This window comes from Methanomassiliicoccales archaeon, from assembly GCA_038740345.1.
Taxonomy (GTDB): Archaea; Thermoplasmatota; Thermoplasmata; order Methanomassiliicoccales; family UBA472; genus JAJRAN01.
This window is the reverse complement of the sequence record JAVYMA010000017.1, coordinates 24114-37926: the sequence shown is the minus strand read 5'-3', so window position 1 is coordinate 37926 and position 13813 is coordinate 24114. Positions and strand designations below refer to the sequence as shown.

Genomic DNA, 13813 nt, shown 5'->3' with positions numbered 1-13813 from the left:
CCATTCGGAATCAAAGAATCTGCTCCTACTAATCCAGCATCACATTTTTGCGCCTCATTAAAAACCATGGTATCGCTTATGAGTATGACTTTGATTCCCAGACGAAACAAATCTTTCGCCGTTTTCAAACCCTCTCCTCCAGGCTGTGACTCCATTACTACAACTTCAATACCCCTTTTCAATTTCAATTCTTTTAAAGCATCAATGACTGACCCTGATCGAGAGATAGTAATGAATTTTGAACCGTTAAGTTTAGCTGCGCAAATAGATGCCGCTTGAATTCTTTGCTCCCTCTCCATTTTTCTAAATTCTACTATCTTATTTTTTAATAAATCGACATTTAAGATATCGTCCTCTATGGATAGAAGGAGTAGATTGCAAAGATGGAAAACTGGCGCCATAGAACTCCTAGCACGAAATAATTCTAAGGCAAACCTTCTTATTTCATTAACATCTTTAATAAAATTGCGGTCTTCTAATACTGATATTAAATCATTTGCCACTTCTTCTATAAACTGAGAAGCTCCAGAAGTTTCATTCTGAATAGCTTTATTCAAAGCCTGTCGTAAATTCATAGATAATTTATAATTGATTCATTTTAAAAGGATATTGAGGCTTCCTCGTTATTACTACCTATTACAATATCAGAGAGTTTTTCTACTTCTACCAAATTCCTTTGACTAATGTTCTTGGGATCCAGAGAGATAAATATATTATTATCATTACAAACTATGTGACCTTTTGACTTTTTTAAAAAATCTAGAACCGCCCTAAATCCATTCCACATTTCTAATATTTCCACTCCGTTTAATGCAACTATACCTTTGGGACTCGAATCAATGAATTCGAAGACTTTTTTTTCAAGGATTTTGATGTTCATTGGTGGAACGCAATTTCTTTCTGGTCTTGGACTTAGCCACAGTGTCATTAATTTACAGGAGTCAAAATCGAATTGCATTCCAACTTGGCTTGGTGAATTTTTGGAGATGTAAAGTGTTTCCCTTCCTTTATAAAGTTCTTTTCTCATTATCTGATGTGTGCGCAAAGGGACTCTCTCTTTAAACAAATATAACTTACCTTCTTCAATTCTCATATATCTCTAGTGCCCGAAAAGTTATAGTGCATATAGGTTATTACAAATTTCACGCTTTTTTTGCGGAAAAAAAGCTTAATTCTCAAAAATAAATAAGTACAATGAAAAATATTTTAATTTTAAAAGTTATCAACTATATTTATTGCTATCGTGTTCAATCCTTTTTCAAACAAAATTATTAACCTTTTGATTATATTAATTAATTGTAGATTATACAATAATTATAATTTTAGATTATAAAATTTAACCAAATTATGATATAAGAAAATTTTAATATTCTAATTGGGCGTTTGATATTATATCTTTTATTTAAATTATACAATCATAAATAAATATTCATGATGCGATGTCATAGATGGTTATGATTGAAGAGACAAATCATGGATGGAAACAATTATTCATTATTGGAGTGGCTACGGCTGTTAGCGGGATTTTGATTTCATTGTTTTCAAGAAAAGTTGTAGTTGAAAAACTTGGCACATTTGAGTGGCATTGGATAGCTCTTTTAGGAATGGCAGTCATTGTGTTAGGTCTTTCTATTACAATCGCTGGTTTTCGATTTAGTAAAGATCGGTCAGCATCCACTTCATTTATTTCTCTCGTCTTAAATTCATTTGGACTTTTCATCCTCGGTTATTTAATGCTCAATTATTCATCGCCTATGTTTATTGAAGGTTTAGGAAGTGTAAGGGGTTTTTGGCTAGGTCTTGTGGGTGTATGGTTTATCTTCTTAGGAGTTGCAACTGGTCTAATTGCATTAGCGCTAAAGTTACTCAATACAAAATTTAATGATTTCGATGTTTCCGTTTTAATTCCTTTTTCATTGATTGTAGCCGAAGGAATCGCGCTGATGCGTTTATCGGCCCCTTTTTCTAACTCGAATTTTTACTTACCAACCATTGCTATAATTGTAATTGGTGCTCAATTGGTAACTATGGGAAGTTTGTTGATAGTTATTTTATTTATCACTGTAAAAAGACCATCAAAGGTTATTTGGGAAAAAATAATTTTGTTAATTTTAGTGGTGTTGGCATTTGAAGCATTCTTATTAATTGGAAAAGCAGATGATGCGAGACTTGGAGATTATGCTTTTAAAATGATTGAAATTATCATGATTGGAATTCAATTGGCAATTATAATTTCTTTATCCTTTCTATTGTTATCATTTACTACAATTTTTAATCGAAGCTTTCGTTTAAAATCATATCTATTCTCGATTATGATTCTATTAGCAATACCAATAGTAAGTATAATGAGCCATCTTTAAAAAAGCCAGGTGAGGGTAGTAGGCCCCCTTCTGTTTCAGGCGGCATTCAACTAAGCACCCTACCCGCCAGTCCTGAGAGGTCATTCTGGCTGTTTGGGCTTGCTCTAGTGGGGTGTCGCCGTTTCATCAATTCCCTGACCAACGTCACCGCCTGGCGGATCATCCTCGATCAGGGCTGTGCCGTTTCTGTGCCCTTGCCTCGGCTCTCGCCGAACCACTTGCGTGGTCCACTTTTCTCATAGAGGGGGGACCTTCCTCAGCTGGACCTTATTCAAGGTCCTACCGTCAGCCGCCCTCCCTCTCCTGGCATTATTCTTCATACATTCTAATTATTTATATAATGCCCATCTCGAATGATTATTACTGGCAAGTTTTCTTATAGCATTGAATCATGGAAAGGTTAATAAAAGCCCCCTCCATTTGGAGGGCACATGCAGGGGTAGCCAAGCCTGGCCAAAGGCGCTAGATTGAGGGTCTAGTCCTTAGTGGTCCGTGCGTTCAAATCGCACCCCCTGCACTTAGAGTTTTTAAAAAGATATTATTGCTTAAAAATTAATTGAAATTTTTATATCATATGCCATAACTATTGATAATGAAATCAATTTGAAATTTTGTGGCTATGATTAAAGTGAGTTATTGTGCTTTAAAAATGCTTATTATATAAAATTGTAAAAATGTAAAAAATAAATTAAAGGTTTTTTCTTTATTTACATTCAAATATTTTTACAGTTAGATACCCAGAATTATCTCCATAATAGTCATCCTTGAAATAGAAGGTTAGCTTTTCCGATGTGCTTGGTTCTTTTATGATAGAATACACATGGTCATCTTTGTATGCGCCCCAATCGATATCAACTGCCTTTGCACCGTCCCACAAAACTAAGGACCAAAAAGTCCCATTATATGGTGCAGGCAAACTGTCCATCTTTATCCAGCCAACTCCTAGCGCATCGTTTCTATTCCAATATTCTGCATCTGCTAGATAGCCCTGAGGCGAGCCTGGATATCGATAATTGCATAATCCGCTAGCTTCAATCTTGTATTTCTTTCCTGCTTCCAAAGTAACACTAGTTGTGATCTTAACTCCCGTCGCTGGAATGGTCAACTCATCGATCTTTTCCCAGTAGCAAGGCAGGCAATAGCAGAAATATGTAGCCCAATTGGCGCCCTTGAAATCGTATCCTGCCGCCCAGGCGCTCTCATACATGTCTGCGACATGATAATCGCAGGAGACATTTATTTTATATATTAAACCTCCAGGATTATTATCATAACCACTCGGAGGGGCATGCTCATTTATCGCCACAATTTGCACCTGGTTGAATCCTCCACTTAAACGCGAACTTAAATCATACTCCTCAATCGAAGACCAAACCCCTATGTCCGTGCTAATTTTATTTTCTAAGGGGTAAAGGCCTCCTATAGTTTCATAGGGTACACTATTGTAGCCTCCGCTTTTATCGCTGCCATCCGCCACATAATAGAAATTGGTTGGATCAGATGAAACAAAACCATCCTTCCCCAACGGCTCGCCTTTCCAATCATCATTTACATAGAAGTAGTAGGCGTTGTCCGTGGTGATAAATATTTTAGCATTTATATTAAAGGCTGTGGGAGGCAAGTCGATTTTTTGCTTAAAGAATACAATGTCCCCTGTGTAAGAACGGGCATTTGAGACTGGGTTTTCGCTCCAAATCCAATTAGCTGCTGGATCAGCGAAAAGTGAAGCTTTAGCATTCGCCGGTCCAAGGTTGTTGTTCCATGATGGATGAACCCATGCTAGGACAGAATTAGTCCATCCCTCATTGGGTGGAACAATATAGCCATCTTCGATATTGTTTTGCATAGCTCCGGACCAGCAACTGATATTTTCATTGCTTACGATAATCGTTGACAAGGACATTGTTTTCAAATGTACTAATTTGGCATGAGCGGCTATATAGAAGCAGTCACCTGTTTTAACACTGCCTGGTTTTATATCAATTATATTAATCCTAATTTCATCTTTTTGCTTGTAATCGAGTATATCATATTCATTCCCATAGGGAAACAGTCCAGGTATTGGATTTCCTGTTTTCGTTTGGGGAATTCCTGGATCTCCATTATAAGGTTTAGTACCAGGATCCTTTGTAGAAACTCCCACATGAGTTTCAAGGATGTACCAATCCTTAACATTTATTTCAAAAGTAACAACAACCTCATTAACCTCGCGCGTTACATTTACATATCCTACCTGCATATTTTTTGCTGCCATCAATGGCGAACTATCCATGCATGAAGATGGTGCAACAACTGGTTTTGCCATCACAGGCACGGCAAAAAAGAATAGCGCCGCTACAAACAAAGCCAATATACCTTTTTTCATTGTCTTTCCCCCCTTTTTTTAAAAACACACTATTCACTCCTAAGTGTGTTAATATGTATTTTGAACTTTTAACTAATAAGATTTTTCTAACACGGTCTTAGTTTCCTTGTTATCATATAATTTTTCAGTCATATCTTGATGAAATTATACTAAATTTAATAAAAAAATTAACAAAATAATAATATATATTGTTTTATATAAAAGTTATATTTTAACAAGCAAAATGTTTATTTGACAATATTATAATATTTTTTAATATGGTAACGGAGGATGAATTACGTCGTCGTGCGCAGAAAATTGCTGAAGAGAAGGCAGGGCTGTGGGTGCATCTCGCTGCTTACGTGTTCGTTAATTCGTTCATGATTGTAATTTGGTGGTGGAGCGGAGGAGGATTTCCCTGGTTCATATTCTTGATGGGTGGATGGGGGATAGGACTGGTGGCACATATAGCTAGTGTTTATTTTGGGCCTCAATATGTCGATAAGTTAGCCGAAAAAGAATATCAGAAAATGAAGAATAAAAATAACTAGATTAGTGCTTGGCATCCGTTTCCTATAATCTTTTTATTACCTCATCGGTGAAAGCATTTGTTGAATGGCAACCGCCTGCATCAGGAGTTGCTATACCGTCCTCGTAAGTGCGCTTTAAGGCCACTTCTATCTGGTTTGCCTCTGTGCATAATCCTAGATGCCGGAGCATCATTGTTCCTGATAAAATCGTGGCAGTAGGATTCGCCACCCCTTTTCCTGCAATATCAGGTGCGCTTCCATGACAAGGTTCGAAGATAGCATATCTTTCTCCAATATTCCCACATGGAGTGAAACCTAATCCTCCCACCAAAGCAGCAGCTTCATCGGAAAGTATATCACCATAAAGGTTTAATGTTACGATACATTGGAATTCTTTAGGCTTAGTAATCATAGCTGCTGCAGCAGCATCGACAAGCATCTCTTTTGCTTCTAGGCCACTATTTTCTACTTCCTCAAAGAATATTCGTCTAAACAAACCATCTGATTTTCTAATGACATTCGCTTTGTGTACACAGTGTATCCTTGTCAACCCTCTTCTCTTGCAAAGATTGATGGCGTAGCGCACGATGCGTCTACAAGCCCTCTCGCTGATCTTCCTTTCTAATATAACAGCATCCCCTTCCTCACGCTCAATCCCTGTATACATATCTTCTGTGTTCTCACGCACAATAACTAAATCTATATCCCCTATACCAATATGAGGCAGAATCTTTTTCGCTGGCCGCACATTTGCGTATAAGTCAAGCTCTTTTCTTAAGTATAGTAAAGGAGAACGGTAATTAGGGTCAGCTATGGGAGTGGTGATGGCTCCAAACAACACCGCATCTGATTGACGGATCAGTTCCATGGTGTGAGGTGGCAGATACCATCCATATATTGAATTGCACTCAGAACCCATATGGGCCGGAATCCATTCTAAATCATTTGTGACTTGGCTAATTACTTTTACTGCTGCGGGAATAACTTCTTTCCCAATACCATCACCTTTGATAACCACAATCTTTTTCAACGGCTCTCCCCCAATCTTTCTAAAATACTAGCAATAATTATCGGAAGAGTAATGGTGGCATCGCCTTCAACTGTAACTTGATCAGCGTCTTCCTTAACTTTTCCCCATGAGACTGCTTCTCTAACCTGCGCTCCAGAAAGGGAGCCATCATATTCTACTGCTGTCGTAAGATATACAGCATAATCTAGGCCACCTCGAAATTGATTCCACCAAATTGTATGGTGTTTGGAGATTCCTCCACCTATTATTATCGCTCCAGTCTGCTTAGCGTTGAAAGTAAGATCAGATAGTTCCTGTTCATCGGAAAATAAATCAATGCGCAATTTTCGATGCGTTTGCCAATACATCCAAAGCTGACTTCCAAAACTTCCATCTGTGATTCCCGGCACATATATCGGAATTTGGTTGCGATGGCACCAATATAACAAAGAACCTTTGTTTTCCAATCGCTTGCCTACTTCATCGATCAGTTCTCTTGTAGATATCGAGTCTTTTCCTTTCAAAATATCTTGGAAGAACAGGCCAAGCTTCTTCTCTAAAATAATCCCATATGATTCATTAGGCACCAGAACGTTACCCAATCTGTTGACGCCTCTTTGATGAAGAAGCGCATCATTCATGTTGAAATCACCATGATAGTATTTTTTCCATACCCGTGCGATATCATGATCCAATGTTCCGCATGTAGTGATAATAGCATCCACCATTCTGCGCTTAGCCATTTCAACTAGAACTCCTCTAGTTCCAGTGGCCATAATACAAGCAGGAAATGATAGGAATTTCACACAATCTCGCCGCATCATACGCTCTATTATATCCACTGCCTCAGCCAGTTTGCGACCGGTGAAACCTCCTGACTCCTTCATTTGCAGAACCAATTCATCTATGCTCATTTTCTCTCTTAATGCGATGTCCCTCACTGGCCTTTTCTTTACCATCTTAAATCTACCCGTCGTTATCCGAATGATTGACCAACTATAAATGCTACCGATGGAGAAAACCTTGGATTATAGGACACAGACAAATTTTATGTTATCCTTTTTAATTCTAGCGGTCTATCCACCATCTATGGTAGACCATAGGCGCATCGCCATCTACCTAGGGTCATTCATCGGCCCATTGTCAGGAAACGCTGTACTATCGCTCGTGCCTTCCTTAATGATATTATTCAAAGCTTCTGCATCTGAAATACTCGCATCAATCACCTTTTTCATGCTTCCTTTTGCAACATTTATGCTATTTAGTGGCACCTTGTCAGATATTATAGGGAGAAAGCGTGTCCTTAGCTTTGGGTTTATGATTTATGCACTTGGCAGCATCCTAACAGGTTCATCCACTAGTTTGTGGTATTTTTATGCTGCAAGGACTATAACTGGTTTAGGATTTGCGTTTGTGCAGCCAGTACTTATGGCTATGCTAGGTGATATAGTACCTTATCAGGAAAGAGGCAGGGCCATGGGGTTCTTAGGTGCAGCTACTACGGCTGGAATTGCTTTAGGACCTTTTTTAGCAGGATATATGTCGATAATTAATTGGCGTTTGACTTTTTTTATCATCGCTGTCCTAGCTTTGGGTATTTGGGTATGGGTCATTATTACATGTGAAGATATATATAGAAAAAGGACTCAGCCACATTTCCGGGCTTTCTTGAACACATTGGGTATAGGTCTACATGAACCTAGTTTGTTAATTTTAGCGGCCACAGGCTTCACCACCTTTCTTTGCTATATAGGCACGCAATCATTTCTCTCGGCCACTGTTAGCGCTCCTCCTCTATTACTTTCTGAGGAGAATATCGGTTTGATATTATCATCAGCAGGCTTAGCCGGGATTTTCTCCGCTCCAGTCGGCGGAAAGATGGTTGACAAATGGGGAGCGGTCTACACGGCTATATTGGGCTATTTGATAATGTTCAGTGCTTTCTTAATAATGTCATTTGCCGGTTCCATGATTGACTATATATTGTCTTTGATAATATTAGGTTCAGGTACAGCTATTGTCTGGGCTTCACTTTTAAGCATTGCCGTTTCCATTCTAAATAATCTAAAGGGTACTTCTTCTTCAATTTTTAATAGCGCGCGATTCCTAGGATATGCTTTTGCCCCTATTTTTTTCACACCGATTTATGTCAATCTAGGGTTCGATGCAGTAAACTTGACTTCTGCATCATTAGCACTTATGGCCATAGTTATGCTTTGGCTTGCTGAGCGCATTAAAAGACGGAGTCCCATTCTTCCAATGTGAGGGTAAGTGTATTTTTCACACACTCCTCTGATCGCGTATTGTCGATAATGCGCCATTGACCTCGCAAAGCTAAAAACAATATCTTCTCTCGCACTTTGTTGAGACTTGCCACATCCTCAAACATCTCTTTAGATTCTCCCCTCTCATGAATGCGTTGATTCGCCGTTTCGGGGTCTACATCAACAAGTAATAGCCTAGGTGGAATTGGAAGAAGCTTGGAAAAAAAATCGTAGCCTTTCGGAGCTAGTTTTTTTGGTAAATAAGCAGTTGCCATTAAGTAGCGCACGAAGATAATAGTATCGTATTTTTTTCTATCCTTCTTCAGGCATTTCAAAGACCTAAGAACGTCGAGAATAAAAAAAGTCGTGGCAATAAGTCCCATGACTTTCCCATTACCTTCAAGTGCTTTCCTAGATTTACGACCTAACCACGAATTTGAAGGATGAATTCTAATTAATACCCTCTCTCCTCTTGAAGAATAATGATTCTTTATCCATAGTGCTACAGTAGATTTGCCCGAGCCATCGATGCCATCAACAACTATCCAGCGCATCTCTCACCTAGCCTAATTATACGGCAATCGTGAATGATAGAATCAGTCCTTCTGTTATGTAAGGTTCCCAAATAAGAAATAGTAATATTGATGTTCCTAAGGGAATTACGAGATTATCGATAGCTCCAGGTGTTAAAAGTTCTACGACAGATACAAAAAGCGCAACCGTTATTGAGCTTAACAATGCTGCCTCAAAATTTAGATTTGAGACGTTGCTTACAAAGATACCCTGATCATTCAAGAACTGGTAAAAATATATAACAATCAACATAGAAACCAATGTTGCAATAAAAACAGCAGTCGTACCTTCGATTGTTTTGCTTCCAAGAAGTCTCTTTTTGCCTATTTTTCTTCCCACAAGACCTCCCATGCCATCCCCATAGGCCATAGATACGATGGCGATCGAGGCTATGAGCCTCAAATCGAAAAGAAAGAAAGCAAGGATAGTCCATGAAATAGCGTAATATACTAATCCAAGATCATGGCTTTCACCAGACGTACGACCGAGAAAAGAATCTTTTAATTTGGATATATTTGAATAAGGAGATGCTAAAAGGAGAAGAGGGATGAAAGGCGCGGCAGCTAAAAAAGCCATCACATAATTTGAATCAAATACCCACCATATGAATACAATGTTACCAACCATGATGTGAACAAATTTCCGATGCACCTTCGCATTACGAATGAATTTGAGCTTAGAGGCCATTAGAACTATGATAGCCACATAAACATAAACGCCAGCGAGTCCCAGCAAATCTCCATCACTGAACATCGCAACGTCAGGTGAACTGCGTACGGTATAAATCAATTTTGTCAGGAGGGCATTAATGGAAAAGCTTGATCATAAAATATCATTTAATCCAAAATCCGAAAATGTATGATTGTGTTATTATCGCAGGATGGAATCGGTAAATAATGTTTATAAATCGAGTTCAGACATGCTTTTTGTGAATCTGAATGAATGAAAAAGACGTCAGGCAGATGCGCATCATCCTTGATGCCTTAAATAAGTATGGCCGGAAGGGCGCAGTGCTATTGGACGTCCCTTCCACTCAATTTGTAAGAGTAAACCTGATGCTTCTGAGGGCTCTTTCTCAGGAGAAAGGTCTTTCTGGTATATTTGTTTCAGTTGACCGACCGCATCAATACATGGTGCACCTGCTTTCAATGCACCAGATTCGTACCGAGCGTCTAATGTTCATTGATGCCATAAGCCGTTTCTCTGCTGATTTTAAAATTGCATCTGCAAATGTGGATTTTTTAGATGGACCATTCCATATAGACAGACTTCCTTCTGCATTAGCTGAATGGGGAAAAGTTGGAAATGGATGTTCATTAAAGCTATCCGAGTGCGGGTTTGCCATTATAGATAATTTGTCTGCTCTATTGACATATAATTCTTATACATCAGTCGAAGCTTTTCTTAGGAAATTCGTAGGAGTGATGGAAGAGTCTGGAGATATTACCGTTCCGCTGGTTATAGACAGTGAAAAATGCGGTCTTCTATACGAGACAGCTAAACAATTATGCATTGGTGAATTGCGTCTTAAGACGGCCATGCTATCATTAGGAAATATGGATTCAAATGACAAAGCTACTAATCAAGTCAAAGGAACAGGTGAAAGACAATGATAGAGAAGGGTTTTAGTGATAGAATGAAAAAGTCAGATCTGGTTAGGATACAAACAGGGATACCAGGTTTAGATGATATGATAGAAGGCGGGTTACCCTTCCCTTCGGTGGTCCTTGTTTCTGGGACAGCTGGCACAGGAAAGACAACATTTTCGTTGAAATATTTATGTGAAGGTGCAAAAAGAGGGGAACAAGGGCTGTATTTTACAACTTTGAGCGAGCCTACGCAATGGATGCTCCGTTATGCTTCACAATTCGATTTTATAAATAAAGATTATTTTGGCGATTCTATAGTATATATGGACCTAGGAAATTTGATGAGAGAGGTCGATGCCAATCAATTACTTGGCATTATGGAGGAGAAGATCGCAGAAGTAGTTCCCCAGCGTATTGTGATCGATCCTATTACAGTGGTAGGAGGCATGCTCAAAGGAGATTATCGACTCTTTCTCTTCGATCTCTTCAACCGCCTCAAGAATTGGAATGCGACGACTTTAGTCACAGGGGAAGTGCATCCAGGAGAGCTTTATCCTCCTGAAGTCTCGTATGCTGTCGATGGCATAATACTTCTCCAGTTAAGTGAGGAAGGTGGGGCGAGACGCAAATACCTAGAAGTACTTAAGATGCGCGGCACCAACCATCTAACTGGGCGTCAGTCTATCGATATCACCCGCAATGAAGGGATCGTCGTACTTAAAGCTAGGTTTTAAAAAAATATTAAAAATATAAAAATTACTGAGAATGCGAAATAATTCTCGGTAATGCTACATTATTTGATTAGGGGTTGAAATTCTAAATTGAAAATCTATTTTATCGATATGGAAAAATTGATCAAAAGAAATCATCCAGATAATAACTGTTGGATTTCGTCCTCAACAAACGCTTTATATAAGAATCGGTATTCCCCCGTAAAAACCGCCGAGAGAGGGGTTTGATTTATGGAATTGGATCCACTGGTCTATCTAATACCGGTGGCGGGCATCATAGGCCTGCTCTTCGCAGGGCTCCTCACCCGATCCATTTTTAAAAAGGACACCGGGACACCTGAAATGAAGGAAATTGGGGATGCCATTCGCGAAGGAGCGATGGCCTATCTGCGCCGCCAATATACCACGATTGCCATAATAAGCGTCATCCTTGGTGCCATAATAACTGTGGGGATCAATTGGCAAACCGGCCTTGCGTTCTTGGTCGGGGCCGCATGCTCTGCCCTTTCAGGATACATCGGGATGTATGTTTCTGTGAATGCAAATATACGGACAGCAAGCGCTGCAAGAAGGAGCCTTAATGAAGCTCTGAAAATATCATTTCGTGGCGGCGCTGTTTCTGGAATAGCTGTGGTTACGCTAAGCCTATTGGGTGTTGCTGGCGTCTTCTTCGCTTTCGCTTATCTTATTTATCCGGATGCGACAGGACCGATTCCAGGAATAGAATATCAGTGGCAGCAAGCTCTCTTCGCCGCGGTCGGCTATGCTTTTGGTGCCTCATTTGCTGCACTGTTTGCTCAGCTTGGAGGAGGAATTTACACCAAAGCTGCCGATGTTGGAGCAGATCTTGTAGGCAAGGTTGAAGCGGGAATTCCCGAAGACAGTCCGAAGAATCCTGCGGTAATCGCAGATCTGGTAGGAGACAATGTGGGAGACTGTGCTGGACGTGGTGCAGATTTATTTGAATCCACTGCCGCTGAAAATATTGGAGCAATGATTCTTGGATTTTCGGTATATGCATTGACAGGTCAGATAGGCTTTGTTTTCTTCCCCTTAGTGGCACGTGCCTTCGGTCTTCTTGCTGGTTTGATCGGAATTATGTTAGTCGGGCTACGCAACGAGGATGAAAGTCCGATGAAGGCGCTGAATCGGGGGTATTATGTCACGGCAGTCATTGCTATAATCCTCTTCGGCTACGCTGCTTATGAGTTACTTGGAGATAACTGGGAGTATTTCTTAGCCTGTGGAATTATTGGGATTGCGTTAAGCATCATTATTGTGTATATAACTCAGTACTACACATCGGGCGAGTATAGACCCGTGAAAGAGATCGCAAAGGCTTCTGAAACTGGACCTGCGACAAACATCATCACTGGTTTCTCTATCGGTTTAGAGACTACGGCAATGCCCATCGTCGCCATATCTCTTGCCCTGCTTGCCTCCTTCTTCTTGGGCCAGCAAGCAGCACCTGATGAGAGTATGGCATTTACTTACGGTCTCTATGGAACGGCAGTGGCTACCATGGGAATGCTCGCTACATGCGCATTCATTCTCGCAGAAGACACCTTTGGTCCAATCACCGATAATGCGGGAGGAATTGTGGAAATGTCCCAGCAGCCTGAGGAGATAAGGAACAGGACAGATAAGCTAGACTCCGTAGGCAACACAACCAAGGCATTGACCAAAGGCTATGCTATGGGCTCTGCAGCATTAGCAGCTTATCTGTTATTCGGTGCCTATTTCGACAAAGTCGCAGAAATAGTGGGTCTTCCCCCAGAACAGGTCTTTACTGTAGACATAGCCAATCCTCCAGTATTCGTGGGAGCGCTTATAGGTGCGATGCTGGTTTTCCTCTTTGCGTCGCTGGCAATTCGAGCCGTTGGAAAGGCAGCTTATGAAATGATTAGCGAGGTACGGCGCCAGTTCAAAGAGAACCCCAATATTCTCAAGGGTGATGATAAGCCAGATTATGCCCGTTGCGTGGACATCTCGACCAAGGGAGCATTAAAGGCGATGGTTCTTCCAGGAATTCTTCCTGTCGTTGTACCTGTAGCCCTTGGGCTGCTGATGCGCTATGCTTATGCAGATCAATGGCAAGTATCCTATCAATCAGTGGGCGCTCTATTGATGGTCGGGACCATTTCCGGTGTCCTCATGGCCCTTCTAATGAATAACGGAGGAGGTGCCTGGGACAATGGAAAGAAATACATAGAGGCAAAGGGCCAGAAGAAGACTCCACAACATGCTGCAGCAGTAGTGGGAGATACAGTTGGCGATCCTTTCAAGGACACGGCAGGGCCATCTTTGCATGTATTGGTCAAACTGTTATCGACCATTACACTAGTTTTCGCAGCTCTATTCGTCATTGCGCCTTAGGAGCAAAACATCGAAACCATTTACTCCATTTTTCTTT

General features: G+C 40.3%; 13 protein-coding genes, 1 tRNA gene and 1 other RNA gene. 7 read left to right on the top strand and 8 right to left on the bottom strand.

Annotated elements, in window-relative coordinates; genetic code table 11:
- Window positions 1-575, bottom strand: a 575-nt coding sequence (locus tag QW520_06690; protein MEM0449488.1) for a hypothetical protein, incomplete at its 3' end; no start/stop codon positions are given.
- Between the two features lie 23 nt (window positions 576-598).
- The gene (locus QW520_06685; GenBank protein ID MEM0449487.1) at window positions 599-1093 is read right to left on the bottom strand and encodes a DUF835 domain-containing protein; all 495 of its coding nucleotides are present in this window, start codon (window positions 1091-1093) and stop codon (window positions 599-601) included.
- Window positions 1094-1448: 355 nt separating this feature from the next.
- Here QW520_06685 and QW520_06680 point away from each other — a divergent pair, with 355 nt between their 5' ends.
- Window positions 1449-2360, top strand: a complete 912-nt coding sequence (locus tag QW520_06680; GenBank protein ID MEM0449486.1) for a hypothetical protein — start codon at window positions 1449-1451, stop codon at window positions 2358-2360.
- Window positions 2361-2367: 7 nt separating this feature from the next.
- Here the strand turns inward: QW520_06680 and rnpB are convergent.
- Window positions 2368-2665: RNase P RNA component (gene rnpB, locus QW520_06675), an RNA gene on the bottom strand.
- 128 nt (window positions 2666-2793) lie between these two features.
- On the opposite strand from rnpB, the gene QW520_06670 reads away from it, so the two are divergent.
- A tRNA-Leu gene (locus QW520_06670) sits at window positions 2794-2877 on the top strand.
- Between the two features lie 186 nt (window positions 2878-3063).
- Here the strand turns inward: QW520_06670 and QW520_06665 are convergent.
- Window positions 3064-4725: a hypothetical protein gene (locus QW520_06665; protein ID MEM0449485.1), complete on the bottom strand. Its 1662-nt coding sequence runs from the start codon at window positions 4723-4725 to the stop codon at window positions 3064-3066.
- A 257-nt stretch (window positions 4726-4982) separates the two neighbouring features.
- On the opposite strand from QW520_06665, the gene QW520_06660 reads away from it, so the two are divergent.
- Window positions 4983-5255 carry a 2TM domain-containing protein gene (locus QW520_06660; GenBank protein MEM0449484.1) on the top strand — a complete coding sequence of 91 codons (273 nt, stop codon included), beginning with the start codon at window positions 4983-4985 and terminating at the stop codon, window positions 5253-5255.
- A gap of 22 nt (window positions 5256-5277) precedes the next feature.
- Here QW520_06660 and QW520_06655 read toward each other — a convergent pair whose 3' ends face one another.
- Together QW520_06655 and QW520_06650 are read right to left on the bottom strand one after the other, a co-directional pair.
- Complete coding sequence (locus QW520_06655; GenBank protein MEM0449483.1) at window positions 5278-6264, bottom strand: isocitrate/isopropylmalate dehydrogenase family protein; 987 nt, start codon at window positions 6262-6264, stop codon at window positions 5278-5280.
- Window positions 6261-7202 carry a deoxyhypusine synthase gene (locus QW520_06650; protein ID MEM0449482.1) on the bottom strand — a complete coding sequence of 314 codons (942 nt, stop codon included), beginning with the start codon at window positions 7200-7202 and terminating at the stop codon, window positions 6261-6263. The genes QW520_06655 and QW520_06650 overlap by 4 nt, the downstream gene beginning before the upstream one ends.
- A gap of 43 nt (window positions 7203-7245) precedes the next feature.
- On the opposite strand from QW520_06650, the gene QW520_06645 reads away from it, so the two are divergent.
- A complete protein-coding gene (locus QW520_06645; GenBank protein MEM0449481.1) occupies window positions 7246-8508 on the top strand; it encodes an MFS transporter in 1263 nt (420 codons plus the stop codon).
- On the opposite strand, the gene QW520_06640 is transcribed toward QW520_06645, so the two are convergent.
- Together QW520_06640 and QW520_06635 are read right to left on the bottom strand one after the other, a co-directional pair.
- A complete protein-coding gene (locus QW520_06640; GenBank protein MEM0449480.1) occupies window positions 8477-9061 on the bottom strand; it encodes a hypothetical protein in 585 nt (194 codons plus the stop codon). The genes QW520_06645 and QW520_06640 overlap by 32 nt on opposite strands.
- 16 nt (window positions 9062-9077) lie before the next feature.
- Window positions 9078-9833, bottom strand: a complete 756-nt coding sequence (locus QW520_06635; GenBank protein MEM0449479.1) for a hypothetical protein — start codon at window positions 9831-9833, stop codon at window positions 9078-9080.
- Between the two features lie 185 nt (window positions 9834-10018).
- Between QW520_06635 and QW520_06630 the strand changes: the two genes are divergently transcribed.
- The 3 genes from QW520_06630 (at window position 10019) to QW520_06620 (ending at window position 13776) form a co-directional block, all read left to right on the top strand.
- Window positions 10019-10693, top strand: a complete 675-nt coding sequence (locus QW520_06630) for a hypothetical protein (protein MEM0449478.1) — start codon at window positions 10019-10021, stop codon at window positions 10691-10693.
- Complete coding sequence (locus QW520_06625) at window positions 10690-11403, top strand: ATPase domain-containing protein (GenBank protein MEM0449477.1); 714 nt, start codon at window positions 10690-10692, stop codon at window positions 11401-11403. The genes QW520_06630 and QW520_06625 overlap by 4 nt, the downstream gene beginning before the upstream one ends.
- A gap of 228 nt (window positions 11404-11631) precedes the next feature.
- Window positions 11632-13776: a sodium-translocating pyrophosphatase gene (locus tag QW520_06620; GenBank protein ID MEM0449476.1), complete on the top strand. Its 2145-nt coding sequence runs from the start codon at window positions 11632-11634 to the stop codon at window positions 13774-13776.
- Window positions 13777-13813: the final 37 nt, after the last annotated feature.